Genomic DNA, 24,594 nt, shown 5'->3' with positions numbered 1-24,594 from the left:
GAAAGGCAGTCGAGCAAGCTCGACTCTACAGAACGCGGGTGACGGAAACGACGACGGGCCCCGAAGGGCCCGTCGCGTTGCATCAGTGAAGCAGGTGCAGCCTGGATCAGAAGCGGGCGCCGATGCCGAAGCCGACGGTCCACGGATCCATCTTGGCTTCGCCGATCTTCTCGCCGCCAACCTTCACGTCCGGGCGGGCGCGCATGTAGCGGGCGTCAGCACGGGCGAACCAGGTGGAGTTGATGTTCATGTCCACGCCGACGGTGCCGATCACGCCCTTGGCATCCTTGAAGCGGATGTCGGTGTCAGCGCCGTTGCCCAGCTTCTCGTTGCTGAAGCTCGACTGGTAGTAGCCCACGCCCACGAACGGACGGAACACGTTGTCAGCCTGGCCGAAGTGGTACTGGCCGCTCAGCGCGATCGGCTGCTGCTCGACCGAGCCCAGGCGGGCGTTGTTCGGGCCCTTGAACTTGTTGTCGAACTTGTCGGCAGCGCCCCACAGTTCAACGGCCCAGTTGTCGTTGATGTAGTAGCTGAAGCTGACGGTCGGCGCCGGGCCACCATCGGTCTTCTTGACGCCGGTGATCGGGTCGTTCTTCGGTTCCAGCAGCGAGATGCCGCCAACAACGGCAAAATGCTTGCCCGAAGCGGTGTCGGTGCTGCTGCTGTCCTGGGCGAAAGCGGCCGGCGCGAAGGCGGCGGAGGTCAGCAGGGCGAGACTCAGGATACGGATGGAGCGCATGGGGGTATCTCCTAATGTTTCTTGTTTTGGGCCCCCGGTTGCGGGGCGAGCACACCGTAGTCGCCCCAACATGAATCGAATCCGACGCACGTTAAAAAATAGTTTCCCTTGTTCAGCGACTGGAGCGAAAAGCCTGTTTTCATGGGCTTTTCAGCCTTCGGCGACATTCATGCAGTTGGAGACGATGTGAGCGAAGCAACGGTGTGCATCGGCCTGCAAGCGCAGGTGAACATGGAATGCAGGGTGCTGCTGCTGGGCTCGATGCCCGGCGTTGCGTCATTGCAGGAGCAGCGCTACTACGCGCATCCGCGCAATCGCTTCTGGCCTGTGCTGGCCGATATCTGTGGCTTCGATGTGGCCCTGGCGTACCCGCAACGGCTGCGCGCACTGCAGGTAGCCGGTGTGGGTCTGTGGGATGTGATCGGTCAGTGCGAGCGGCGTGGCAGCCTGGATGCCGACATCGTGCGTGGCACGGAAGTACCCAATGCGCTGCCGGCATTGATCGCTTCGCTTCCTGAGCTGGAGCTGATCGGCTGCAACGGTGCGGCATCGCTGAAGGCATTCCAGCGTTGGGTGCTGCCCGGCCTGGAGGCGCAGCCAAGGCTGCTGGCGCTGCCGTCCACCAGCCCGGCCAACGCGGCCTGGTCGCTGCCGCGGCTGCGCCAGGCCTGGCAGCCGGTAGCCGACGCACTGGCGACATGAAGCGGACATCGTCCGGACAATACGCTACCGACTGGTCGCGGCCGCAACCCATGAGCAACAGCGTGTCCCGGCTGCGTGAGTACTGAAAACACCTGTAACGGTTGGCGCTGGCCCCCGCTGGCCGCACAATAGACGTTTCCCTACACCAGATTGCCGGAGTTATCCCCATGGCCGAAATCAAGGAAGCACTTGTCCCCGATATCGGTGACTACAGCGATATCCCGGTAATCGAGGTGCTTGTCGCCGTCGGCGACACGGTCAAGAAGGACCAGGGCCTGGTGACGCTGGAAAGCGACAAGGCGACCATGGAAGTGCCGTCGGCCGTGGCCGGCGTGGTCAAGGAGATCAAGGTCAAGGTCGGTGACACCCTGTCCGAGGGCAAGGTCGTGGCGCTGATCGAAGTGGCTGAAGGCGAGGCTGCCAAGCCGGCCGCTGCCGCCCCGGCACCGGCCAAGGCCGCTGCCCCGGCTGCCGCCACCCAGAGCGCGCCGGCCCCGGCCGCAGCTGCGCCGGCCGCTCCGTCTGCCAGCGGTGGTGCGGTTGAAGCGCTGGTGCCGGATATCGGCGACTATTCCGGTATTCCGGTCATCGAAGTGCTGGTCGCCGTCGGCGACACGGTCAAGAAGGACCAGGGCCTGGTCACGCTGGAAAGCGACAAGGCCACCATGGAAGTGCCGTCGTCGGTGGTTGGCGTGGTCAAGGAACTGAAGGTCAAGGTCGGCGACACTCTGTCGCAGGGCAATGTGGTCGCCATCATCGAGGCCGAGGGCGCTGCCGCGCCGGCGCCGACCAAGGCAGCCGCTGCTGCCGCTCCGGCTGCTGCCGAGACCGCCACCAAGGTCGAGCCGGTCGCTGTGCCGGCGCAGCCGGACAAGCTGGCGGCCCGCGAGATCGCCTCGGCCGGTACCCCGTCCAGCCCGCCGGTGCAGTTCAACGCCGATGGCGTGCTGCCGGCCAAGGTGCCGTATGCCACCCCGGCGGTGCGTGTGTTCGCCCGCGAACTGGGCGTGGACCTGCTGCAGATCAACGGCACCGAGAAGGGTGGCCGCATCACCAAGGGTGACGTGCAGAAGTTCGTCAAGGCCGCACTCAGCGGTGGCGTGCCGGCTGCCGGCGGTGCTGCTGTCGCTGCCGGTGGTGGCCTGAACCTGCTGCCGTGGCCGAAGGTCGACTTCAGCAAGTTCGGCGAGACCGAAGTCCAGCCGCTGTCGCGCATCAAGAAGATCTCGGGTGCGAACCTGGCCCGCAACTGGGCCATGATCCCGCACGTCACCCAGTTCGAACAGGCCGACATTACCGACCTGGAAGGCCTGCGCGTGGCGCTGAACAAGGAAAACGAGAAGGCCGGCATCAAGCTGACCATGCTCGCCTTCCTGATCAAGGCCAGCGCCGCGGCGCTGAAGAAGTTCCCGGAGTTCAACGCCTCGCTCGATGCCAGCGGTGAAAACCTGACCCTGAAGAAGTACTTCCACATCGGCTTCGCCGCCGACACGCCGAACGGCCTGGTCGTGCCGGTGATCCGCGACGTGGACAAGAAGGGCGTGGTGCAGATCGCGCAGGAAACCGGCGAACTGGCCAAGAAGGCACGCGACGGCAAGCTCGGCCCGGCCGACATGAGCGGCGGCTGCTTCTCGATCAGCTCGCTGGGCGGCATCGGCGGCACCGCGTTCACCCCGATCGTCAATGCACCGGAAGTGGCCATCCTCGGCGTCTCCAAGTCGTCCATCCAGCCGGTCTGGAACGGCAAGGAATTCGCACCGAAGCTGATGCTGCCGCTGTCGCTGAGCTACGACCACCGTGTCATCGATGGCGCCCTGGCCGCACGCTTCACCACGTACCTGTCGCAGGTACTGGCCGACATGCGCCGCGTGCTGCTGTAAGGCACCGCTTCGCCCCCACCGTGCGGCCGCCGCCCCTGGCGCGGCCGCGTGAACAGATGCAGTGACAGCCCGCCGGCACCGCCGCGCGGGCACGAGGAAAACCCACCATGGCCACGATTGAAGTCAAGGTTCCCGACATCGGCGATTACAGCGATGTGCCGGTGATCGAAGTGTTGGTCGCCGTCGGCGACACGGTGAAGAAGGATCAGGGTCTGGTGACCCTGGAATCGGACAAGGCCACCCTGGAAGTGCCGTCCTCGGCTGCCGGCGTGGTCAAGGAAATCAAGGTCAAGCTCGGCGACACCCTGTCTGAAGGTGCCGTGGTCGTGGTGCTGGACGCCGAAGGTGCCGCCGAAGCCCCGGCCAAGGCCGCCGCGCCGGCCCCGGCAGCGGCCGCCCCGGCCAGCAAGCCGCCGGTGACCCCGTCGCACCGCGCCCCGGCTGAACCGGCTGCGCCGAAGCCGGCGCTGTCCAGCGGCAAGCCAGCCGACATCGAATGCGAAATGGTCGTGCTGGGCTCCGGCCCGGGCGGCTACACCGCCGCTTTCCGCGCTGCCGACGTCGGCCTGGATACGGTGCTGGTCGAGCGCTACGCCAGCCTCGGCGGCGTCTGCCTCAACGTGGGCTGCATTCCGTCCAAGGCGCTGCTGCACGCCGCAGCGGTCATCGACGAAGTGGCCCATGCCGGTGACTTCGGCGTCGAATTCGGCAAGCCGACCATCACCCTGGACAAGCTGCGCCAGTACAAGGAAAAGGTCGTCAGCCAGCTGACCAAGGGCCTGGCCGGCATGGCCAAGCAGCGCAAGGTCCGCAGCGTGCAGGGCGTCGGCAAGTTTGTCTCGGCCAACGAGCTGGAAATCACTGCCGCTGACGGCAGCACCCAGCTGCTGCGCTTCCAGAAGTGCATCATCGCCGCCGGTTCGCAGGCGGTGAAGCTGCCGAACTTCCCGTGGGACGACAAGCGCGTGATGGACTCCACCGACGCGCTGGAGCTGGCCGAAGTGCCGGGCTCGCTGCTGGTCGTCGGCGGCGGCATCATCGGCCTGGAAATGGCCACCGTGTATGGCGCGCTGGGCAGCAAGGTCACCGTGGTCGAGTTCATGGACCAGCTGATGCCGGGCGCCGACAAGGACCTGGTCAAGCCGCTGGCCGACCGCCTGAAGAAGCAGGGCATCGAAGTCCACCTGAAGACCAAGGCTTCGGGCGTCACCGCCGATGCCAAGGGCATCACCGTGACCTTCGACGCCGCCGAGGAAGGCCAGTCGCCTGCGCTGGCGCAGGGCACCTTCGACCGCGTGCTGGTGGCCGTGGGCCGCTCGCCGAACGGCAAGAAGATCGATGCCGAGAAGGCCGGCGTGCAGGTCACCGACCGCGGCTTCATTCCGGTCGACCGCCAGATGCGCACCAACGTGCCGCACATCTTTGCCATCGGCGACATCGTCGGCAACCCGATGCTGGCCCATAAGGCCACGCACGAGGGCAAGCTGGCTGCCGAAGTGGCTGCTGGCCACAAGAAGGAGTGGGTGGCCCGCGTGATTCCGTCGGTGGCTTACACCAACCCGGAAATCGCCTGGGTCGGCGTGACCGAAACCGAAGCCAAGGCCAAGGGCCTGAAGGTCGGCGTGGCCAAGTTCCCGTGGGCCGCCAGTGGCCGCGCGATCGGCATCGGCCGCACCGAGGGCTTCACCAAGCTGATCTTCGACGAAGAGACCCATCGCATCATCGGTGGTGCCATCGTTGGTGTGCATGCCGGTGACCTGCTGGCCGAGATCGGCCTGGCCATCGAGATGGGTGCCGAAGCTGAAGACATCGGCCACACCATCCACGCGCACCCGACGCTGAGCGAATCGGTGGCGATGGCCTCGGAAATCTACGACGGCACGATCACCGATCTGTACATGCCGAAGAAGAAGTAAGGCGCCCGCGCCTTCGCGAACGAGAAGCCCCGGCATCTGCTGGGGTTTTTTGTTTCTCCGCTCCGGATTTTTGCGAGCGGTGGGGCCGCTGCGCGGGGACAGTCGAGAGCCACCGCCTAGGCCGCCTGGACGCCTGACACGCGGAGGGAGAGGGGGCTGGGTGCGAAGTAAAGGAGGAGGCGTCGGCCGCAGGCCAGCGCCGGGGGACATTCGCACCCAGCCCCCTCTCCCTCAAGCGCTCGACCCAGCTGCTCTTGCTCCTGCACGCAGGGAAAAACAGTACAAAAAAGCGCGGCCCCGATGTTCCGGAGGCCGCGCCAGGAGAGAGAGTGCCGTGGAAGGGGCGGGGGATCAGAACACGAAGCTGACGCCGGCCACCGGGCCCTTGAATTCCTGCTTCAGGCCGATGGTGCCGTCGCTGCCCTTCTTGTCCGCGTCGAGCTTGAACCAGTCGTAGCCAGCGAACACACCGAAGTTCTTCGTGAAGCGGTAATCCACGATGGCGTTGGCGCGGCTCAGGTCGCCCTTGTAGTCATCGAAGCTGCCCCAGCGCGTGTTGAGGTACTGGCCCTGCAGCGTGATCATCCACTTTTCCGACGGGGTGAAGCTCAGGCGCGCACCGACCACCGGCGCCACGCCGTCGGTCTTCTCATTGAGGAACTGGCCTTCGTAGACGGTGCCCAGATCGGCGTAGGCCTTGGTGCTGACCTTGGCGTACTCGGCACCCAGCTGCAGGCCGAGGTCGAAGGTATCGGTGTCGACCACCGAGTAGTCATAGACCAGGCTGGCGACCTGGTACTTCAGTTCGCCCTTGACGAAGCTGCCGGACGGCACGTTGACGTCACCGAAGGAGATGTCCTGGCCGAGGGTCTCGCGGCGGTCCTTGTCGTACTTGAAGTAGTTGAACAGCAGGCGCTGGCGGTTGCTGATGCGGAACATGCCGTCGATGCGCGGCTCCCATTCCTTGCCACCCAGCTTGAAGTCTTCGGAGAAGCCGATGTCCTGGCCGGCGACGTTGGTCTTGCCGCGAAGGGTGTTGTCCGAGTCGATGTTCATCGCACCCAGGCGCAGGGCGAAGCGGTCGTCGCCTTCAGCGGCGTGGGCGGCAGTGGCGAACGAAGCGCCGGCGGCGAGCAGGGAGAGGGCGAGCAGGGTGGGTACGGGGCGCATCGAAGAGTCCTTGCAGTGGTTCATCAGAATGAAGACCACTGTGCCGGACAGGCCCGTCCACCATCCGTGAACGTATGGTCCACGAAGTGTGCACGGTTCAGCGCTGTCGCGACGATGCAAAAAGATGGCCCCGGAGCCGGGCTTCGGGGCCATCGTGGGACCTGCGGGGCGGAGCGTCGACGAGGTTGCTGCAGGCAGGTCGAAAGATCGGACCGGCGCATTCGGCGAAAGTTCCGCGGCCTGCGACCAAAGTTCAATGCTGCGCTGCAACATCATACGGACGTCATTGTCCCCTGGGTGGCACGCAAAAATGTAACCGTTACCGCAACTTGCGGCCTCCCGGGATGAACAGGGAGCGGTTGTCTCGCAAATTGTCCCATTGCTATAATTTGGCGGCTCGATGAGGCCCCCCTGCTGTAGTCGCCTCAGCCCTCCACTTGCAACCACGCGGGACGTCCTGTGCTGAACTCCGTTGATGCGGGTCGGCGACTGATGCTGCGCGCCGCGGTCTACCCGCTGGCCGCAGTGGCTGTCCTGGCCCTGGCCTTCCTGCTGGTAGGTCCGAAATATGCCCTCGGCGCGCTGGCGTCCGGTGTGGCCATTTCGGCCGGTGGCTGGGTGGCGGCACGGATGGCACTGGGCGGTGGGGCACTGGCCGCAGGATCGGCGATGGCTCGCCTGATCATTGCGATCGTGGCCAAGTGGGTGGTGGTTTTCGGCGTCCTGCTGGTGGGGTTCCTGGTCTTCAAGCTGCCTGCATTGGCGCTGTTGGCCGGTATCGCCGTCGGCTTGATGTTCCAGGTCCTGGCGATGGCCAGGCGTTGACAGAATTCAATTAACTGAAGGTTCCGGACACATGGCGGGCGAGGCTCTAACCCCTACCAGCTACATCCAGCATCACCTGCACAACCTGACCGCGCCGGTCGGCAAGGGTGAGGGTATGTTCTGGCATATCCACGTCGATACCTTCCTCACCGCGGTCCTGATGGGCCTGGTGATCGTTGTCGCGTTCTGGCTGGGCACCCGCAAGGCCACCGCCGGCGTGCCGGGCAAGTGGCAGGCCTTCGTCGAGATCTGCCTGGAGTTCGTCGACCGCCAGGCCAAGGACACCTACCACGGCAAGAGCAAGCTGGTCACGCCGATCGCCATCACGATCTTCTTCTGGATCCTGTTGATGAATCTGCTGAAGATGATCCCGGCCGATTTCATCGCCAAGCCGCTGGAATGGGTGGGCGTGCACTACTGGAAGCCGGTCCCGACCGCTGACGTCAATGCCACCCTGGGCATGGCCATCAGCGTGTTCTTCCTGATGCTGTTCTTCGCGCTCAAGTCCAAGGGCCTGGGCGGCTTCATCAAGGAATTCCTGACGGCGCCGTTCGGCAAGTGGATGATGCCGTTCAACCTGATCCTCAACATCGTCGAGTGGCTGAGCAAGCCGATCTCGCTGGCGATGCGACTGTTCGGCAACATGTTCGGCGGCGAAATCGTGTTCCTGCTGATCTGGGTGCTGGGTGGTGCCGGTTTCTTCGGTGCCATTGCCGGTGGTGTGTTCGGCCTCGGCTGGATGCTGTTCCACCTGCTGGTGATCCCGCTGCAGGCCTTCATCTTCATGATGCTGTCGATCGTGTACCTGAGCCTGTCGGAAGACGCTCACTGAGTTTCAAGCTTCAACGCGTTTCAACCTTCATCCGTTTCATCACCCTTAGCAACTTAAGTTCCTGGAGATAACCATGTACTTCGCCGTCCTGACCAACTTCGCGCAGATTCAGAGCTCCACCGCCCTTGCCGTCGGCATCATGATCGGCCTGGCCGCGCTGGGCGCCGGTCTGGGTCTGGCCATCATGGCTGGTAAGTTCCTGGAGTCGGCCGCCCGCCAGCCGGAACTGATCCCGGTCCTGCAGGTCCGCATGTTCATCACCGCCGGCCTGATCGACGCCGCGTTCATCATCTCGGTCGCCGTCGGCCTGCTGCTGGCCTTCGCCAACCCGCTGTCGGCTGCCTTCGCTGGCGCCGTCACCAAGGCTCTGGCCGGCTGATACAGCGGTTTGAGACGACCGGGTGCTGATGCACCCGGTTTCGGATGAAGGCCGGATGCGCCGCTACGGCGGCGCGTCCACCCCGAAACCAGCGATCGAGCTAACCATGAATATCAATTTCACCCTTCTTGCGCAGGCGCTGGCCTTCGCTGGTCTGATCTGGATCATCGCGACCAAGATCTGGCCGCCGCTGATGAACGCGATCGAAGAGCGCCAGCAGAAGATTGCTGAAGGCCTCGCTGCTGCCGACCGCAGCCAGAAAGATCTGGCCCAGGCGCAGGAGAAGGTCAACGAAGCGCTGAAGGAAGCACGTACCAAGGCCAACGAGATCATCGATCAGGCCCACGCACGTGCCAACCAGATCGTTGATGCTGCCCGTAACGAAGCGATCACCGAAGCCACCCGTCAGAAGGAACTGGCCCAGGCTGAAATCGACGCCGCCGCCAACCGTGCCCGTGAAGATCTGCGCAAGCAGGTGTCTGCGCTGGCCGTGACCGGTGCCGAAAAGCTGCTCAAGCGCGAAATCGACGCCAACGCCCACAAGGCGCTGCTCGACGAGCTGGCCTCGGAGATCTAAGGATGAGCCAGGCCCTCACGCTTGCCCGCCCGTACGCCCGCGCCGCGTTCGCGACCGCGCGCGACGAAGGCGCGTTCGCGCCGTGGTCGGACGCCCTGGCGTTCTCCGCCCACGTCGCCGCCGATCCGCGCGTGGCGGCCCTGCTCGCCAACCCGGAGCTGGGTCGTGACGACGCCGTCGCCCTGCTGGCGCCGGTGTCCCACGGCGAGACCTACTCGCGCTTCCTGGCCATCCTGGCCGAATCGCATCGTCTGCCGCTGCTGCCGGAGATTTCCGGCATGTTCGACGCCCTGCGCGCCGAAGCCGAGCACGTGGTCAAGGCCACCGTCACTTCGGCCGCCGAACTGTCGGCCGGTGAGCTGGACGCGATCAAGGTCGCGCTGCGCAAGCGCTTCAACCGCGAGGTCGACGTGACCACCGCGGTCGATGCCTCGCTGATCGGCGGCGCCGTGATCGACGCCGGCGACGTGGTCATCGATGGTTCGCTGAAGGGCAAGCTGGCCCGTCTGCAGACCGCGCTCGCTAACTGAATTCATTTAACGTCCGGCCCCGCTGCCGGCACTAGGACTTGACGATGGCAACCACGCTCAACCCCTCCGAAATCAGCGAACTGATCAAGAACCGCATCGAGAAGGTCAAGCTGGCCGCGGAATCGCGCAACGAAGGCACCGTGACCAGCGTGTCCGACGGCATCGTGCGCATCTTCGGTCTGGCCGACGTGATGCAGGGCGAAATGATCGAACTGCCGAACAACACCTTCGCCCTCGCCCTGAACCTGGAGCGCGACTCGGTCGGCGCCGTGGTGCTGGGTGACTACGAGCACCTGCGCGAAGGCGACGTCGCCAAGACCACCGGCCGCATCCTGGAAGTGCCGGTCGGTCCGGAACTGCTGGGCCGCGTCGTGAACGCGCTGGGCGAGCCGATCGACGGCAAGGGCCCGCTGGGCACCGACCTGACCGCTCCGGTGGAGCGTGTTGCGCCGGGCGTGATCTGGCGCAAGTCGGTCGACCAGCCGGTGCAGACCGGCTACAAGTCGGTCGACTCGATGATCCCGATCGGCCGTGGCCAGCGCGAGCTGATCATCGGTGACCGCCAGACCGGCAAGACCGCGATGGCGATCGATGCCGTGATCAACCAGAAGGGCACCGGCATCAAGTGCGTGTACGTTGCGATCGGCCAGAAGGCTTCGACCATCGCCAACATCGTGCGCAAGCTGGAAGAGAACGGCGCGCTGGCCCACACCATCGTGGTGGCCGCGACTGCTTCCGAATCGGCTGCCATGCAGTACATCAGCGCCTACTCGGGCTGCACCATGGGTGAGTACTTCATGGACCGCGGCGAAGACGCGCTGATCGTGTACGACGATCTGTCCAAGCAGGCCGTCGCCTACCGCCAGATCTCGCTGTTGCTGAAGCGCCCGCCGGGCCGTGAAGCCTACCCGGGTGACGTGTTCTACCTGCACTCCCGTCTGCTCGAGCGCGCTGCCCGCGTGTCCGAGGAATACGTCGAGAAGTTCACCGAAGGCAAGGTCACCGGCAAGACCGGTTCGCTGACCGCGCTGCCGATCATCGAAACCCAGGCCGGCGACGTGTCCGCCTTCGTTCCGACCAACGTGATCTCGATCACCGACGGCCAGATCTTCCTGGAAACCGACCTGTTCAACGCCGGCATCCGCCCGGCCGTGAACGCCGGTATTTCGGTGTCGCGCGTCGGTGGCTCGGCCCAGACCAAGATCATCAAGAAGCTGTCGGGCGGCATCCGTATCTCGCTGGCCCAGTACCGCGAGCTGGCTGCGTTCGCGCAGTTCGCCTCGGACCTGGACGAAGCCACCCGCAAGCAGCTGGAGCGTGGCCAGCGCGTCACCGAACTGATGAAGCAGAAGCAGTACGCGCCGATGTCGATCGCCAACCAGGCGCTGTCGATCTACGCCGTCAACGAGGGTTACCTCGACGACGTGCCGGTCAACAAGCTGCTTGCGTTCGAAGAAGGCCTGCACGCCCACTTCGCCAACACCCAGGGCGAGCTGGTCAGCAAGGTCAACGCCACCGGCGGTTGGGACAACGACATCGAAGGTGCCTTCAAGAAGGGCATCGCCGAGTTCAAGACCACCGGCAGCTGGTAATCGCGGTCCTGTAGAGCGGAGCCTCTGGCTCCGCTGGACCAGATGACAAACGGTTGAACAACGCGGGGCAGCAGCCCCGCGCCACGGGAAACAAGAGATGGCAAGCGGACGCGAAATCAAAACCAAGATCAAGAGCGTGCAGAACACCCGCAAGGTGACGCGCGCCCTGGAAATGGTCTCGGCCTCCAAGATCCGCAAGGCGCAGGATCGGATGAAGACCTCGCGTCCGTACGCGCAGGCGATGAAGCAGGTGATCGGTCACCTGGCCCAGGCCAGCACCGACTACCAGCATCCGTTCCTGGTCGAGCGTGAGCAGGTCAAGCGGGTCGGCTTCATCGTGATCTCCTCCGATCGCGGCCTGGCCGGCGGCCTGAACAACAACCTGTTCCGCAAGATGCTGGGCGAAGCCAAGGCATGGCAGGACAAGGGTGCGGAAGTGGACCTGGTGACCATCGGCCAGAAGGCTTCGACCTTCTTCCGCCGCGTGAAGGTCAACATGGTCGGCAGCGTGACCCACATCGGCGACGTGCCGAAGCTGGAATCGCTGATCGGTGTGATCAAGGTCATGCTCGACGCCTTCACCGAAGGCAAGATCGACCGCGTGTACCTGGTCTACAACCGCTTCGTGAACACCATGGTGCAGAAGGCCAGCTTCGATCAGCTGCTGCCGCTGCCGCCGGCTGAGAAGCAGGTCGCTCACCACGACTGGGACTACCTGTACGAACCCGATGCCGCGACCGTGCTCGAGCACGTGATGACGCGTTACATCGAGTCGCTGGTGTACCAGGCACTGCTGGAAAACGTCGCCTCCGAGCATGCGGCACGCATGGTTGCGATGAAGGCGGCGAGCGACAACGCCAACAAGCTGATCGGCACCCTGCAGCTCGTCTACAACAAGGCGCGCCAGGCAGCGATCACCCAGGAAATCTCCGAAATCGTCGGCGGCGCGGCAGCAGTCTGACCGCGTTCGTTCAAAGCACACATTAGAGGATGCAGCAATGAGTCAGGGCAAGATCGTTCAGATCATCGGCGCGGTCGTCGACGTCGAATTCCCGCGTGAATCGGTGCCGAAGGTGTACGACGCACTGAAGGTGGAAAACACCGAGATCACCCTCGAAGTCCAGCAGCAGCTGGGCGACGGCGTGGTGCGTACCATCGCCCTCGGTTCCACCGACGGCCTGAAGCGCAACCTGGTTGCCGTCAACACCGGCCGTGGCATCTCGGTGCCGGTCGGCGCTGGCACCCTGGGCCGCATCATGGACGTGCTCGGCCGTCCGATCGACGAAGCCGGCCCGGTGGCCGCCAGCGACAGCTGGGAAATCCACCGTGCGGCCCCGTCGTACGAAGACCAGTCCCCGGCCACCGAACTGCTGGAAACCGGCATCAAGGTCATCGACCTGATGTGCCCGTTCGCCAAGGGCGGCAAGGTCGGCCTGTTCGGCGGCGCCGGCGTCGGCAAGACCGTCAACATGATGGAGCTGATCAACAACATCGCCAAGGCGCACAGCGGTCTGTCCGTGTTCGCCGGCGTGGGTGAGCGTACCCGTGAGGGCAACGACTTCTACCACGAAATGAAGGACTCCAACGTCCTCGACAAGGTGGCGATGGTGTACGGCCAGATGAACGAGCCGCCGGGCAACCGTCTGCGCGTCGCCCTGACCGGCCTGACCATGGCCGAGTACTTCCGCGACGAGAAGGACGAAAACGGCAAGGGCAAGGACGTCCTGCTGTTCGTCGACAACATCTACCGCTACACCCTGGCCGGTACCGAAGTGTCGGCACTGCTGGGCCGCATGCCGTCCGCCGTGGGTTACCAGCCGACCCTGGCCGAGGAAATGGGCGTCCTGCAGGAGCGCATCACCTCGACCAAGAACGGTTCGATCACCTCGATCCAGGCCGTCTACGTTCCCGCGGACGACCTGACCGACCCGTCGCCGGCAACCACCTTCGCCCACCTGGACTCGACCGTGACCCTGTCGCGTTCGATCGCCTCGCTGGGTATCTACCCCGCCGTCGATCCGCTGGACTCCACCAGCCGCCAGATGGACCCGCTGGTCATCGGCCACGAGCACTACGACACCGCCCAGCGCGTCCAGCAGACCCTGCAGAAGTACAAGGAACTGAAGGACATCATCGCGATCCTGGGCATGGACGAGCTGTCCGAAGAGGACAAGCAGGCCGTGTCGCGCGCCCGTAAGATCGAGCGCTTCTTCAGCCAGCCGTTCCACGTGGCCGAAGTGTTCACCGGTTCGCCGGGCAAGTACGTGCCGCTGAAGGACACCATCCGTGGCTTCAAGGCCATCGTCGATGGCGAGTACGACCACCTGCCGGAGCAGGCGTTCTACATGGTCGGCGGCATCGAAGAAGCGGTCGAGAAGGCCAAGAAGATGGCCGAGAAGGCCTGATCCGGGACGGGCGGGAGCGATCCTGCCCGACCTGACGCCGGCGCCGGGCAACCGCCCGCGCCGGTGGACTCCCACGGTGGCATTGCGCCGCCGCGAACAGCGAAGAGATTTGCATGAGCACGATCCGTTGCGACATCGTCAGCGCCGAGCAGGAAATCTTCCGTGGCGAAGCGACCCTGGTCGTGGCCACCGGTGAGCTGGGCGAACTGGGCATCGCGCCCAAGCACGCGCCGCTGATCACCCGCCTGAAGCCGGGCAAGGTGGTGGTGACCACGCCGAACGGCGAGCAGCTGGATTTCGCCATTTCCGGCGGCATCCTGGAAGTGCAGCCGCAGGTGGTGACCGTGCTGGCCGACACCGCGATCCGCGCGCAGGACATCGACGAAGCCTCGGTCCGCAAGGCCAAGGAAGAAGCCGAGCGCATCCTGGCCAACCGCGGCGAGGCGATGGAAGTGGCTGAAGCCCAGCAGAAGCTGGCCGAAGCCGTCGTCCAGCTGCAGGCGCTGGAGCGCCTGCGCAAGAACCTCAAGCACTGAGGTTTCTCGCGCTGCATCCACGAGAACGCCGGCCCTGTGCCGGCGTTTTTGTTTGTGCGGGGTAGAGTGTCGGCTGGGTGGAGTCGACTATCGCGCGCAGCGCGGGATTTCCGCAGTCTGATGGAAGAGCAGTCGACCAACAGTCGACTCTACCGATCCCGATCCCGATCCCGATCCCGATCCCGATCCCAGCGCCGTATCAGCGGTAGACCACGTAGCGCATCAGCAGGAAGGAAACGCACGCCAGCCCGCCTTCCACCAGCGGCTTGGCGAGCCAGGTGTACTGCAGGCCCAGCGCGTGGTCGACCAGGCTCACCAGCAACGTGCTTGTCGCGGTCAGCAGCAGCCACAGCCCGAAGAAGCGTGAAAATCGACGCCAGCCAAGGCGCGCGTCACCTGCGTTGGCAAAGGTGTAACGGCCGTTGAGCCAGAAGCCCAGCAGCATCCCGGCCAGGCGACCGGCAATGTTGGCAGGCACCACCGGCAGGCCCAGCGCGGTCGCGGCGACGAACACCAGCCAGTCGAGCAGCAGCTGCACGAGCCCGATGATGAGATAGGTGCTTCCCTGGCGGACGAGGCCCATCAGTGCGGTGAAGGAGGTGGGATGCACATGTTAACGGCCCACGCTCTAGAATCATCGGCAACGAACCACGGACTGCCGTTTCCATGACCCAACCCCTGCACGTCATCATCCTCGCCGCTGGCGCGGGCAAGCGCATGAAGTCGGTGCTGCCGAAGGTGCTGCAGCCGATCGCCGGCCAGCCGATGCTGGCGCATGTGATCGATGCGGCCCGTGAACTGCAGCCCTCGGCGATCCACGTGGTCTACGGCCATGGTGGTGAAGCGGTGCGCCAGTACTTCGCCGACCAGCCCGACCTGCAATGGGCTGAACAGGCGCAGCAGCTGGGCACCGGCCATGCGGTGGCCCAGGCGATGCCGCAGGTGCCCGACGCCGCGCAGGTGCTGGTGCTGTACGGCGACGTGCCGCTGATCCGCGCGCAGACCCTGCGCGACCTGCTGGCGCAGCCGGGTCGCCTGGCGGTGCTGGTCGCCGATGTCGATGACCCGACCGGCTACGGCCGCGTGCTGCGCGATGCCGAAGGCAAGGTGGGCTCCATTGTCGAGCAGAAGGACGCTACCGACGACCAGCTGCGTGTGCGCACGATCAATACCGGCATCATTGCCGCCGAGTCGACCGCGCTGCGGCGCTGGCTGTCGCAGTTGTCCAACAGCAACGCGCAGGGCGAGTACTACCTGACCGACGTGTTCGCCTTTGCCGCGCACGAGTACACCCCGGCCGAAATGGCACTGGTGGCCGATGCGCAGGAAGCCGAAGGGGCAAACGATCCCTGGCAGCTGTCGCAGCTGGAGCGTGCCTGGCAGCGCCGCGCGGTACGGGCCCTGTGCGCGCAGGGCGCGCGCGTGCGTGACCCGGCACGACTGGATATCCGTGGCACCGTCACCGTGGGCAGCGATGTGCTGATCGATGTCGACGTCGTTCTGGAAGGCCACATCGTGCTCGGCGACGGCGTCACCGTGGGCCCCTTCAACCGGCTGAAGGACGTCAATCTTGGCCCGGGCACCGAAGTGCGCGCGCATTGTGATCTTGAAGGCGTGGTCACCGAAGGCGCAGCACTGGTGGGGCCGTTCGCGCGGCTGCGTCCGGGGACCGTGCTCGCCGACGGCGTGCACGTGGGCAACTTCGTCGAGACCAAGAAGGTCACCCTCGGTGTTGGCAGCAAGGCCAACCATCTGACCTACCTGGGCGATGCGGTGATCGGCAGCAAGGTAAACATCGGTGCCGGCACCATCACCTGCAACTACGACGGCGTGAACAAGTCGACCACCACCATCGGCGACAACGCCTTCATTGGTTCCAACAGTTCGCTGGTAGCGCCGGTGACCATTGGCGACAGTGCGACGATTGCCGCCGGTTCGGTCATCACCCGCGACGCTCCGGATGGCAAGCTGACACTGGCACGTGCACGACAGGAAACCATCGATGGCTGGAAGCGCCCGCTCAAGAAGTCCTGAGCCACGCATCCCGCATGCCGACGAACTCGGCATGCTGCCGGCAATTGAACAACGTGCCGGTGAACTGCTGAAGGGTCACCAGGCCTACCCGGTGTTTGCCGGGCATGGTCTGGACCTGCCGACGCTGCAGGATGGCCTTCAACGTGGCCAGTTGTGGGTGGTGGATGCGGCTGACGGTGGTATCGCGGGTTACCTGCTGGCCGGCGAACTCTGCGGTGAATTCCATGTGCTGCAGATGGACGTGGATCCCGCACACGCGCGGCGTGGCTACGGCCGCGCTTTGCTGCGCCATGCCTTGGCGCAGGCGAGGGTGGGAGGCTACGCGGCCGCGGTGCTGACCACGCTGTCCGATGTGCCGTGGAATGCGGCCTTCTATGCCAGCGAAGGATTCGACGTAGTGCCCGAGGCGCAGTGGGACGATGGCCTGCGCGCGGTGATGGCCGAAGAGGCTGCGCTCGGATTCCCGATGCACCTGCGGGTGGCGATGCGGCAGGTTTGGTAGGTGCCGAGCTTGGTCGGCACATCCGCGCATGGCGTGGACCTACCCACTCAACCCACCGGCAACAGGATCGACACGCACAACCCGCCATCGCCGCGATTCTGCAGTGATACCCGGCCGCCATGCGCTTCCACGATCTCGCGGGTCAAGGCCAAGCCCAGCCCGGTGCCATTGCGCTTGGTCGAATAGAACGGCATCAGCGCATTCTGCAGCACCTGCTCGTTCATGCCCTTGCCGCGATCCAGTACGTCCAGGCGCAGCCACTGCGGCAGCCGCGTGAGTTGCACCTGTACGTCGTCGTTGGGCGGTTCTGCTTCGGCGCAGGCTTCGTGCGCGTTCTTCAACAGGTTCAGCAGTGCCTGCCCGAACTGGGCGATGTCGATGCGGCTGCTCAGTTCCTCGTCCGGCTCACGTTCCATGCCGAATGGGATCTGCTGGCGCAGGCTGGACAGGAAGGGGGCCCAGTGCACGGTCTGCAACTGCGGTTGCGGCAGCTTGGCAAAGCGCGCATAGCCGCGGATGAAGCCTTCCAGGTGGCGTGCGCGATCCTCGATGGTGGTGAAGATCTCCGGCAGCCGGTCAAAGCGCTCACGCTGCACCAGCACACCGCCGGAATGGGCGAGCGATGCGATCGGCGCCAGCGAGTTGTTGAGCTCGTGGCTGATCACCCGGATCACCTTCTTCCAGGTCTGCACTTCCTGGCGCCGCAGCTCGGCGGTCAGCAGGCGCACCAGCAGCAGGTCATGCGGTCGGCCGTTGAGCTGGAAGGCGCGGCGCGAGAGGTGGTACACCTGCTCGTCGTCCTCATCGCCGTCCTCGCCCTCGGCATGCACCGCGAACAGGCTGTCGCCACCGCGGGCGATGGCATCGCGCAGCTCCACCGGCACCTGTTCCAGCACGTCCTCCAGGCGCTGGCCTTCCAGCTTCCAGCCGCCATGCAGCAGCTTGCGCGCAGCCAGATTGGAGAACACCACGCGGGCGATGCCATCACCGCCCGAGGCGATCAGCAGCATCGCAACCGGCGTGTTCTGCACCATCGTGTCCAGCAGAAGTTCGCGTTGCACCAGGCCCTGCCGCTGTGCACGCAGCACATCGCCCAGTTCGCGGTGTGCCTGCACCAGGTCGCCGAGCTCGTCATTGCCGGGCCAGTGCACGCCGAAGTTGTATTCGCCGTCGCGATAGCTGCTGGTGGTGCCCGCCAGGGCCCGCATCAGTGACCGCACCGGGGCGGTAGCGCGACGCAGGGTCCACCACATCAGCGACAGCAGGATCAACGCCGACACCGTGGTCACCACCCAGCCATGGTCCATCCAGTAGGCCAGCAGCCACGGCAACGCGGCGGCCAGCGCCAGCACCGGCAGCAGGCGCAGGAACAGGCGGAAAGTGAACGAGCGCCGTTTCATTCTCGCGGGATACCGTGGCGGTCCATGCGCCGGTACAGCGCCTGGCGGCTCAGGCCGAGTTCGGCGGCGGCCTGGGCGATGACGCCATGGTTGCGCGCCAGTACCTCTTCGATGCGCGCGCGGTCAGGGTCATTGCCCGCCCTGGGGGCCGGGCGCGGTGCGGCGGCTGCGCGCGGCAGATTGAGATCGGCCACTTCAATGCGGTTGCCGGTGGCCAGCAGTTCGGCGCGCTGGATCACGTTGCGCAGTTCGCGCACGTTGCCTGGCCACGGGTGCCGCTGCAGGGCGGCGGTGGCGGCGCTGGACAGGGGTTTGCCAGCGGTCAGGAAGCGCTCGGCCAGCGGCACGATGTCGCCCGGGCGATCGGCCAGCGGCGGCAGCACCAGTTCCACCGTGTTGAGGCGGTAATAGAGGTCTTCGCGGAAGGTGCCGTCGCGGATCATCGCCGGCAGGTCGGCATTGGTCGCGCTGACCACGCGGACCTTGACCTGGCGTTCGCGGTTGGAGCCCAGGCGCTCGAAGCGGCCGGTTTCCAGCACACGCAGCAGCTTCATCTGCCCGCCCAGCGACAGGTTGCCGATCTCATCCAGGAACAGGGTGCCACCATCGGCGGCCTCGAACTTGCCTTCGCGCGCCTTGTTGGCGCCGGTATACGCACCGGCCTCGGCACCGAACAGTTCGGCCTCGATCAGTTCCGAAGGCAGCGCGCCACAGTTGACCGCCACGAATGGACCCTTGGCCACCAGGGAATTGGCCTGGATGATCTGCGCGATCTTCTCCTTGCCGGCACCGTTCGCGCCGGTGATCAGTACCGGCAGTTCCGAGCGTGCGACCTGGCAGGCGAGGGCGATGACGCGCTCGCTGGCGGGGTCGGCGAAGACCGCGCCGCACAGGTCATACTTCTCTTCCAGCGCATTGCGCTGGCGCAGTTCACGGCTGCGGCGCCGGTCCAGTTCGCGGCGCGCCTCGGACAGTTCCAGCAGGTTGTTGACCGTGGTCATCAGCTTGCGGTCGTCCCAGGGCTTGGCCAGGTAGTCGGCCGCACCGGCCTTGACCAGATCCACCGCGCTGCTGAGGTGGGTCCAGGCGGTCAGCAGGATCACCGGCAGATCGGGATGGCGCGCGCGGATCTGCGCGAACAGGGCCTCGCCTTCTTCGCCGGAGGTGGTGTCCTCGCTGAAGTTCATGTCCTGGATCACCAGGTCGACCGGCTGCGACTCCAGCAGGGCCAGCCCTTCGGACGGGCTCTGCGCCTGCAGGGTGTCGATGTCGTGCAGGGAGAACAGCACGTCCAGCGCGGTACCCACGCTGGCGTTGTCGTCGATGATCAGGATCGCAGGCATCAAGCGGTTCTGCAGAAAGGGATGGGCGGCGCCGTTGGAGCCGTTCGTGTCCACGCACCGGGAGAGCCCGGCGCCACCCATCAAGCATAGCCAAACCCGTGGCTGTGCAGGAGCGGCCCTCGCTCAGCGCCGGGGAGGCGCCGGGGGCCGTGGCGGCGCAGGTGGCGGCGGCACCTCCAGCGCCTGGCGCCAGGCTGCGGCGTCGACCGCCACCGTCAGTTCGCGCTTGTCGCGGCGCAGCAACAGATAGGCGGTGGCTGCGTTGGAATGACGCAGGGCCTCAGCAAGGTGTTCGACCCGGCGCACCGCCGTGTCGTCCACGCGCAGGATGCGATCGCCACTGCGCACGCCGAAGCGCATTTCCGGGCTGGCGGCCTCCACGCGCACCTGGCCCTCCGTTGAGCGCAAGGACAACCGCGCGGCATCCTGGCGCCACTCCAGTGTCTGCGCACTGCCACCGCCGGCCAGCGCCGGCAATGGCAGGAGCAGCATCAGGCACATCGCGCGGGCACGCATCTCACGCGCCCCGCGTGGCGACCGCAGGCGGCACCGCTGCCGCACGCCGCGCCGGCCCGAACACGGCGATCTGGCCCAGCACCCACAGCAGCAGTGCACCCAGCGGCAGGTAGTACAGCGGCATGCGCGGCAGCTCGTACAGGTTCATCAGCGCCAGGTTGATGGCGTAGGCCGCCAGCATGCCCAGCACGATGCCCAGCGTGGCCAGCAGGAAGTTCTCGGTCTGGAAGTAGCGCAGGATCTGCCCACGGGTCGCGCCCAGCGCACGGCGGATGCCGATCTGCTTGCTGCGCTGCTGCACCCAGAAGCTGGCCAGGCCGATGATGCCCAGCGCGGTGACCACCAGCAGCGAGATGCTGACGGTGATCAGCAGGCCGACCATCGCGCGGTCGTTCTTGAAGAAGTCCTTGCGCTGGTCTTCATAGGTCAGCTTGTCGCGCATCAGCCGGTTGGGGTCGTTGCGTTCCAGCGCGGCGGCACCGGCATCGAGTACTTCCTTGCGGCGTTCCGGCGAAGTGCGCAGCACATACGTGCCACCTTCGTCGAAGGTGCGCCGCATGGGCAGCAGCATCGAGTTGGTCCAGTTGTCATTCCAGCCGTTGGGCGTGCTGAGCGTGTCGACGATGCCGACCACATGCAGCGGCTGCTTGCCCATGTAGTAGGTTTTGCCCAGCGCACTGCCATTGGGTTCCATCTTGGCGGCGGTGGCCTGGGTGAGGATGACCGGGATCGCGTTCTCCTTTGCGCCGCCCTTGCTGGCGTCTTCGAAGTTCTGGTACTCGTCGGGCAGGAAATCGCGGCCTGCGATCAGGTTGATGCCCATCGTGGCCAGCCCGTTCTCGGACAGGGTGTACATCGAGGCGTTGGTGGTCGGCCGTTCCTGGTCGATCACACGCGAAATGCTGCTGCTGGAGGAGCCGTCGCGGAAGGGGACCTGGTTGATGATGGTGACGTTGCTGACGCCGGGAATCGCGCGCAGCGATGCCAGGTCCTCGCGGGTGCGGGCCATGGCGTCGGTCTGCTTGCCGATGCCGCTGACGCGCAGCATGACCAGTTCGCTCTCGGCGATGCCGCTGGGCATGCTGATCTTCTCCACGCGCTGGCTGACCAGGAACAGCGCGTTGCAGACGATGGCGCAGGTCAGTGCGACTTCCAGCACGATCAGGGCAGCGGCGGTCTTGTGCCGGCGCAGCGTGCTGAGGATGGGGCGGATGTCCATGGGAGTCCTCGTTCGGGTGCTTACTGCGACTTGAGCTGGATGGCCGGGGTGACCTGCATGGCGCGCCAGGCGGGCAGGAACCCGGCGGCAAGACTGGCGAGCAGGGTCAGGCCCAGCGCGAGCAGCAGCATGTTGCCGTCCAGGTGGGCCAGCTTTGCGTATTCCACCGGTTGCTGGCGCACCGCGAACAGGCCAAGCAGGGCCAGACCGATACCCAGCACGCCACCGACAACGCCGACCGCACCGGCTTCCACCAGGCACTGCAGGAAGATCTGGCCACGGCTGGCACCGAGGGCGCGGCGCACGCCGATCTCTCCACTGCGGCGCAGGAACTTGGCCAGCAGCAGGCCCACCGTGTTGACCAGGCAGACACCCAGGAAGCCCAGCGCCAGCCACAGCTGCAGGCGCACATCGCTGGGGACCGCGCCATTGAAGTCCAGCCATTCCATCACGGTGCGCAGGCGCACGTTCGGCGGATGCTTGAAGCGGCCGGCCTCGCGCTGCTGGGTCGAATAGTTCTCCAGGTAGCGGCGGTAGTCGGCGGCCTTGGCCGGGTCCATCTCCACCCAGTACTGCAGCCACGCGCACGGTGCGTTGAGCGAGTAGCTGTTGCCGTCGGGATTCTCGCCGAAGCAGTTCATGTTGCCGTTGTTGCCCAGCTTCAGGTCGAAGGAGGTGGAGATCGGCAGCAGCAGGTCCTCGTTCTTGCCGTAGCTGCCCGTGGTCAGGTCGTAGAAGTGCGGCTCCGGGCTCCATTCCTTCATCACGCCGACAATGCGGTAGCTCTGCCCTTCCATGCGCAGGTCGCGGCCCACGCTGTTGGCGCCCTGGTACAGCTTGTCATTGAGCGCCTTGGAGATGACCACCACGCGTGCACGGCCTTCATCGTCCTCGCGCGTCCAGGGGCGGCCGTACTGCATGGGCACCTCGAACATCGGGAAGAAGTCGGCCGAGGTCCAGCGGGTGTCGATGCTGAAGGGCTTGAGAGTGCTGTTGTCCGGTTCGATGGTACCGCCGCCGCCGCTCATCAGTGCCTGGCGCTCGCCTTTGGCCTCGCGCAGCAGGGCTTCACCGTCGAAGCGGGTCAGCTGGGTTTCCGGTTCCTCGCCAGCGACATAGGCGCCGGTCGCGGCATCAAGCTGCACATAGAACAGGTGGTCACTCTTGCCGGGGATCGGGTCACCGGACAGCACATGGAACACCGTCAGCGTGGTCATCGAGGCGCCGATGCCGAGCGCGATAGCGATCACCATCAACGCGGTCAGTACCTTGTTGCGGCGGAAGCTGCGCACCGCCAATCGGGCGTAGTAGGCGAACATGGTCGGGCCCTCACTCGTTGACGGCGACGATGTGGCGCGGCGGGGTGGCCAGCACCGGCTCGCGCACCAGGTCGGTCACCTGGCCATCGACGATGTGCACGTTGCGCTGCGCGCGCGCAGCCAGTTCCGGGTCGTGGGTGACCATCACGATGGTGGTGCCGGCAGCGTTGATCTCCTCCAGCAGTTCCATCACGCCGCGGGCCATCTGTGTGTCCAGGTTGCCGGTCGGTTCGTCGGCCAGCAGCAGGCGCGGGCTGCCGGCAAGCGCACGCGCGATGGCCGCGCGCTGCTGCTGGCCACCCGACAGTTCATTCGGATAATGCTTCATGCGCGAGCCGAGGCCGACCTGGCTCAGCGCCTTCTCGATACGTTCGCGGCGCTCGTTGGCGCTCATCTTCCGATAGCGCAGCGGCACGTCGACGTTGTCGAACAGGTTCAGGTCGGGGATCAGGTTGAAGCCCTGGAAGATGAAGCCGATCTTCTGGTTGCGCAGGCGGCTGCGGGCGTCGTCGCCCAGCGTGCTCACGTCCTGGCCGTCCAGCATGTAGGTGCCGCTGGTGAAGGTTTCCAGCAGGCCGGCGATATTGAGGAAGGTGGTCTTGCCGGAGCCTGACGGGCCGGTGACGGCGACGAACTCGCCTTCCTTGACCTGCAGTTCCAGCGAGCGCAGTGCGTGGGTTTCCACCTGTTCGGTGCGGAAGACCTTGGCGACCGAACGCATTTCGAGCATGTACATGGGGTGTCCTCTCTCCAGGATTCAGGTATCAGGTATCAGTTGACGGAGACGCGTTCGGCGTCCTTGAACAGGTCGCTGCCAGAGACCACGATGCGGTCGCCCGGCTGCACACCCGACTTGATTTCCACTTCGCCCAGGCTGCTGACGCCCAGTTCCACCGGACGCCGCACTGCGGTGCGGCCATCCATCACGTAGGCGATGCCGTTGCCCTGTTCGACGAACGGGCCGCGCTCAACCTTCAGCACGTCCTTGCGGGTGTCGAGCAGCACGCGCACCGACATCCGCTGGCTCTGGCGCAGGCCTTCCGGCTGCGCGCTGGCGAAGCGCACGCGGGCGTTGACCTCGCCGTTGACCACTTCCGGCGACACCGCACTGATCTCGCCCGGGAACGGCTTGCCGTTGCCGCCGGTCAGCTGCGCCGGCATGCCGATCGCCAGGTCGCGAGCGAAGCTCTCCGGCACCTTGATCTCGACCTCGAACTTGGACAGGTCGACCACGCCCAGCACGGGCGCATTGGCGGCCAGGTTGGTGGACTGGACGGCCTGCACCTGGCCGACCTGGCCGTCGAACGGTGCGCGCAGGGTCAGCGCGTCCACCTGGCGCTGCACCTCGGCCACCACCGCCTTCTGGCGGTCGGCCAGCAGGCGCTTGTTGCGGGCGTCCAGGTCCGCGCCCTGGCTCTGCAGGCGGGCATCGGTGGTGGCGTTGGCCAGGGTGATATCGGCCTTCTTCAGCGAGTCCTTGGCCTTGGCCAGATCGATCTGCGGTACTGCACCGCCGTCGTAACCGCGCTGGTAGCGCTGCAGGTCGCGGTCGGCGGCCTGGCGCTCGATGGTGGCCTGGTCGGTTTCCTTGCGCGACTTGGCGCGGGCCAGGGTGGCGTCCAGCGCGGCGCGGCTGGCCTCGGCTTCCAGGCCGGCCAGGGTGGCCTGCTCCTGGGCCAGCTTGCTGCGCAGTTCCGGGCTGTCGATGACCGCCAGCTCCTGGTCCTTCTTGACCACGTCACCGGCAACGACTTTCAGGTCCACGGTACCGGCCGAGATGGCGTACAGGATCGGGCTGTTGGCGGCAATCACCCGACCGTCGGCGGCGATGTCGCGGACCAGGTCACCGCGCTTCACTTCGGCGATGCGCACGCGGCTGCTGTCGTAGGAGCGGCTGGCGTTGGACCAGGCGTACACGGCCCAGCCGATGCCGGCCAGCAGCGCGATGGCGCCCAGTGCCGGCCAGCGGTAACGCTGCCAGTTGGCGCGGGTGGTGCCGGCCGGGGCGGAGGAAACGATCTGGTCCTGTGCGGAGGTGTCGCGGATCATCGGGTGCGTGCCTGACGGTGGTAGTGGGTACCAAGCACGTAGCGTGCCAACTTTATTTCCTTGTGGGTCAATGGGTTGGGAGGCGCCCTGAAGTGTCCGGGTGTCCGCGGACACCTTTCCGGACAC

The 24,594-nt window shown here is 65.6% G+C and carries 24 protein-coding genes; 14 read left to right on the top strand and 10 right to left on the bottom strand.

Annotated features, from left to right (window positions below; all coding sequences use genetic code 11):
• Window positions 1–106 precede the first annotated feature (106 nt).
• On the bottom strand, window positions 107–742 hold the full coding sequence (locus tag ACZK33_RS20465; protein ID WP_032129052.1) for an OmpW/AlkL family protein: 636 nt from the start codon (window positions 740–742) through the stop codon (window positions 107–109).
• A 186-nt stretch (window positions 743–928) separates the two neighbouring features.
• On the opposite strand from ACZK33_RS20465, the gene ACZK33_RS20460 reads away from it, so the two are divergent.
• The 3 genes from ACZK33_RS20460 to lpdA all read left to right on the top strand — a co-directional run bounded on the left by ACZK33_RS20460 (window position 929) and on the right by lpdA (window position 5,240).
• Complete coding sequence (locus ACZK33_RS20460; protein ID WP_423175073.1) at window positions 929–1,444, top strand: DNA-deoxyinosine glycosylase; 516 nt, start codon at window positions 929–931, stop codon at window positions 1,442–1,444.
• A 167-nt stretch (window positions 1,445–1,611) separates the two neighbouring features.
• Window positions 1,612–3,324, top strand: a complete 1,713-nt coding sequence (gene aceF, locus ACZK33_RS20455; RefSeq protein ID WP_423175072.1) for a dihydrolipoyllysine-residue acetyltransferase — start codon at window positions 1,612–1,614, stop codon at window positions 3,322–3,324.
• A 107-nt stretch (window positions 3,325–3,431) separates the two neighbouring features.
• On the top strand, window positions 3,432–5,240 hold the full coding sequence (gene lpdA, locus ACZK33_RS20450) for a dihydrolipoyl dehydrogenase (RefSeq protein ID WP_423175071.1): 1,809 nt from the start codon (window positions 3,432–3,434) through the stop codon (window positions 5,238–5,240).
• A 351-nt stretch (window positions 5,241–5,591) separates the two neighbouring features.
• Here the strand turns inward: lpdA and ACZK33_RS20445 are convergent, their stop codons facing one another.
• Window positions 5,592–6,410, bottom strand: coding sequence for a hypothetical protein (locus tag ACZK33_RS20445; protein WP_010481314.1), 819 nt, complete (start codon window positions 6,408–6,410; stop codon window positions 5,592–5,594).
• A 459-nt stretch (window positions 6,411–6,869) separates the two neighbouring features.
• Here ACZK33_RS20445 and ACZK33_RS20440 point away from each other — a divergent pair, with 459 nt between their 5' ends.
• The 9 genes from ACZK33_RS20440 to ACZK33_RS20400 all read left to right on the top strand — a co-directional run bounded on the left by ACZK33_RS20440 (window position 6,870) and on the right by ACZK33_RS20400 (window position 14,086).
• Window positions 6,870–7,235: a hypothetical protein gene (locus ACZK33_RS20440; protein ID WP_006394654.1), complete on the top strand. Its 366-nt coding sequence runs from the start codon at window positions 6,870–6,872 to the stop codon at window positions 7,233–7,235.
• 31 nt (window positions 7,236–7,266) lie between these two features.
• Complete coding sequence (atpB, locus tag ACZK33_RS20435; RefSeq protein WP_010481316.1) at window positions 7,267–8,067, top strand: F0F1 ATP synthase subunit A; 801 nt, start codon at window positions 7,267–7,269, stop codon at window positions 8,065–8,067.
• 73 nt (window positions 8,068–8,140) lie between these two features.
• Complete coding sequence (gene atpE / locus ACZK33_RS20430) at window positions 8,141–8,446, top strand: F0F1 ATP synthase subunit C (RefSeq protein ID WP_005411133.1); 306 nt, start codon at window positions 8,141–8,143, stop codon at window positions 8,444–8,446.
• A gap of 106 nt (window positions 8,447–8,552) precedes the next feature.
• Window positions 8,553–9,023, top strand: coding sequence for a F0F1 ATP synthase subunit B (locus ACZK33_RS20425; protein ID WP_005419512.1), 471 nt, complete (start codon window positions 8,553–8,555; stop codon window positions 9,021–9,023).
• Between the two features lie 2 nt (window positions 9,024–9,025).
• Complete coding sequence (locus tag ACZK33_RS20420; RefSeq protein ID WP_005411131.1) at window positions 9,026–9,553, top strand: F0F1 ATP synthase subunit delta; 528 nt, start codon at window positions 9,026–9,028, stop codon at window positions 9,551–9,553.
• 44 nt (window positions 9,554–9,597) lie between these two features.
• Entirely contained in the window at window positions 9,598–11,145 is a 1,548-nt protein-coding gene (gene atpA, locus ACZK33_RS20415) for a F0F1 ATP synthase subunit alpha (RefSeq protein ID WP_005411130.1), read from the top strand.
• A 97-nt stretch (window positions 11,146–11,242) separates the two neighbouring features.
• Entirely contained in the window at window positions 11,243–12,106 is an 864-nt protein-coding gene (gene atpG / locus ACZK33_RS20410) for a F0F1 ATP synthase subunit gamma (protein WP_005411129.1), read from the top strand.
• Window positions 12,107–12,143: 37 nt separating this feature from the next.
• Entirely contained in the window at window positions 12,144–13,550 is a 1,407-nt protein-coding gene (atpD, locus tag ACZK33_RS20405; protein ID WP_005411128.1) for a F0F1 ATP synthase subunit beta, read from the top strand.
• Between the two features lie 113 nt (window positions 13,551–13,663).
• Complete coding sequence (locus tag ACZK33_RS20400) at window positions 13,664–14,086, top strand: F0F1 ATP synthase subunit epsilon (RefSeq protein WP_005419509.1); 423 nt, start codon at window positions 13,664–13,666, stop codon at window positions 14,084–14,086.
• 199 nt (window positions 14,087–14,285) lie between these two features.
• Here the strand turns inward: ACZK33_RS20400 and ACZK33_RS20395 are convergent, their stop codons facing one another.
• Window positions 14,286–14,669, bottom strand: coding sequence for a GtrA family protein (locus ACZK33_RS20395; RefSeq protein WP_164080126.1), 384 nt, complete (start codon window positions 14,667–14,669; stop codon window positions 14,286–14,288).
• A gap of 83 nt (window positions 14,670–14,752) precedes the next feature.
• On the opposite strand from ACZK33_RS20395, the gene glmU reads away from it, so the two are divergent.
• Window positions 14,753–16,120: a bifunctional UDP-N-acetylglucosamine diphosphorylase/glucosamine-1-phosphate N-acetyltransferase GlmU gene (gene glmU / locus ACZK33_RS20390; RefSeq protein ID WP_125893390.1), complete on the top strand. Its 1,368-nt coding sequence runs from the start codon at window positions 14,753–14,755 to the stop codon at window positions 16,118–16,120.
• Window positions 16,089–16,622 carry a GNAT family N-acetyltransferase gene (locus ACZK33_RS20385; protein ID WP_423175070.1) on the top strand — a complete coding sequence of 178 codons (534 nt, stop codon included), beginning with the start codon at window positions 16,089–16,091 and terminating at the stop codon, window positions 16,620–16,622. Before glmU ends, ACZK33_RS20385 begins: the two co-directional genes overlap by 32 nt.
• 47 nt (window positions 16,623–16,669) lie before the next feature.
• On the opposite strand, the gene ACZK33_RS20380 is transcribed toward ACZK33_RS20385, so the two are convergent.
• The 7 genes from ACZK33_RS20380 to ACZK33_RS20350 form a co-directional block, all read right to left on the bottom strand.
• Complete coding sequence (locus tag ACZK33_RS20380) at window positions 16,670–18,022, bottom strand: sensor histidine kinase (RefSeq protein ID WP_049399192.1); 1,353 nt, start codon at window positions 18,020–18,022, stop codon at window positions 16,670–16,672.
• A complete protein-coding gene (locus ACZK33_RS20375; protein ID WP_329810263.1) occupies window positions 18,019–19,365 on the bottom strand; it encodes a sigma-54-dependent transcriptional regulator in 1,347 nt (448 codons plus the stop codon). The genes ACZK33_RS20380 and ACZK33_RS20375 overlap by 4 nt, the downstream gene beginning before the upstream one ends.
• A 123-nt stretch (window positions 19,366–19,488) precedes the next feature.
• Window positions 19,489–19,866, bottom strand: coding sequence for a PDZ domain-containing protein (locus ACZK33_RS20370; RefSeq protein WP_182267888.1), 378 nt, complete (start codon window positions 19,864–19,866; stop codon window positions 19,489–19,491).
• 16 nt (window positions 19,867–19,882) lie between these two features.
• Window positions 19,883–21,100, bottom strand: a complete 1,218-nt coding sequence (locus tag ACZK33_RS20365; RefSeq protein WP_071228876.1) for an ABC transporter permease — start codon at window positions 21,098–21,100, stop codon at window positions 19,883–19,885.
• A 20-nt stretch (window positions 21,101–21,120) separates the two neighbouring features.
• Window positions 21,121–22,419: an ABC transporter permease gene (locus ACZK33_RS20360; protein WP_423175069.1), complete on the bottom strand. Its 1,299-nt coding sequence runs from the start codon at window positions 22,417–22,419 to the stop codon at window positions 21,121–21,123.
• Between the two features lie 10 nt (window positions 22,420–22,429).
• Window positions 22,430–23,155, bottom strand: a complete 726-nt coding sequence (locus ACZK33_RS20355; protein WP_032129038.1) for an ABC transporter ATP-binding protein — start codon at window positions 23,153–23,155, stop codon at window positions 22,430–22,432.
• A 35-nt stretch (window positions 23,156–23,190) separates the two neighbouring features.
• Complete coding sequence (locus ACZK33_RS20350) at window positions 23,191–24,468, bottom strand: efflux RND transporter periplasmic adaptor subunit (protein ID WP_049399200.1); 1,278 nt, start codon at window positions 24,466–24,468, stop codon at window positions 23,191–23,193.
• Window positions 24,469–24,594 lie beyond the last annotated feature (126 nt).

The organism is Stenotrophomonas sp. 86156_Sma (assembly GCF_056481625.1).
The sequence above is the reverse complement of the archived record's forward strand: the minus strand, read 5'-3'. Positions and strand labels throughout refer to the sequence as shown.

Coding starts and splice junctions, on each gene's coding strand:
- ACZK33_RS20355 (WP_032129038.1), bottom strand. CDS start 23,155: ATGTACATGCTCGAAATGCGTTCGGTCGCCAAGGTCTTCCGCACCGAA.
- ACZK33_RS20395 (WP_164080126.1), bottom strand. CDS start 14,669: ATGGGCCTCGTCCGCCAGGGAAGCACCTATCTCATCATCGGGCTCGTG.
- atpD (WP_005411128.1), top strand. CDS start 12,144: ATGAGTCAGGGCAAGATCGTTCAGATCATCGGCGCGGTCGTCGACGTC.
- atpG (WP_005411129.1), top strand. CDS start 11,243: ATGGCAAGCGGACGCGAAATCAAAACCAAGATCAAGAGCGTGCAGAAC.
- ACZK33_RS20385 (WP_423175070.1), top strand. CDS start 16,089: ATGGCTGGAAGCGCCCGCTCAAGAAGTCCTGAGCCACGCATCCCGCAT.
- ACZK33_RS20370 (WP_182267888.1), bottom strand. CDS start 19,866: ATGTGCCTGATGCTGCTCCTGCCATTGCCGGCGCTGGCCGGCGGTGGC.
- ACZK33_RS20420 (WP_005411131.1), top strand. CDS start 9,026: ATGAGCCAGGCCCTCACGCTTGCCCGCCCGTACGCCCGCGCCGCGTTC.
- lpdA (WP_423175071.1), top strand. CDS start 3,432: ATGGCCACGATTGAAGTCAAGGTTCCCGACATCGGCGATTACAGCGAT.
- ACZK33_RS20375 (WP_329810263.1), bottom strand. CDS start 19,365: ATGCCTGCGATCCTGATCATCGACGACAACGCCAGCGTGGGTACCGCG.
- ACZK33_RS20400 (WP_005419509.1), top strand. CDS start 13,664: ATGAGCACGATCCGTTGCGACATCGTCAGCGCCGAGCAGGAAATCTTC.
- atpB (WP_010481316.1), top strand. CDS start 7,267: ATGGCGGGCGAGGCTCTAACCCCTACCAGCTACATCCAGCATCACCTG.
- ACZK33_RS20350 (WP_049399200.1), bottom strand. CDS start 24,468: ATGATCCGCGACACCTCCGCACAGGACCAGATCGTTTCCTCCGCCCCG.
- ACZK33_RS20445 (WP_010481314.1), bottom strand. CDS start 6,410: ATGCGCCCCGTACCCACCCTGCTCGCCCTCTCCCTGCTCGCCGCCGGC.
- atpA (WP_005411130.1), top strand. CDS start 9,598: ATGGCAACCACGCTCAACCCCTCCGAAATCAGCGAACTGATCAAGAAC.
- ACZK33_RS20380 (WP_049399192.1), bottom strand. CDS start 18,022: ATGAAACGGCGCTCGTTCACTTTCCGCCTGTTCCTGCGCCTGCTGCCG.
- atpE (WP_005411133.1), top strand. CDS start 8,141: ATGTACTTCGCCGTCCTGACCAACTTCGCGCAGATTCAGAGCTCCACC.
- ACZK33_RS20465 (WP_032129052.1), bottom strand. CDS start 742: ATGCGCTCCATCCGTATCCTGAGTCTCGCCCTGCTGACCTCCGCCGCC.
- ACZK33_RS20425 (WP_005419512.1), top strand. CDS start 8,553: ATGAATATCAATTTCACCCTTCTTGCGCAGGCGCTGGCCTTCGCTGGT.
- ACZK33_RS20360 (WP_423175069.1), bottom strand. CDS start 22,419: ATGTTCGCCTACTACGCCCGATTGGCGGTGCGCAGCTTCCGCCGCAAC.
- aceF (WP_423175072.1), top strand. CDS start 1,612: ATGGCCGAAATCAAGGAAGCACTTGTCCCCGATATCGGTGACTACAGC.
- glmU (WP_125893390.1), top strand. CDS start 14,753: ATGACCCAACCCCTGCACGTCATCATCCTCGCCGCTGGCGCGGGCAAG.
- ACZK33_RS20365 (WP_071228876.1), bottom strand. CDS start 21,100: ATGGACATCCGCCCCATCCTCAGCACGCTGCGCCGGCACAAGACCGCC.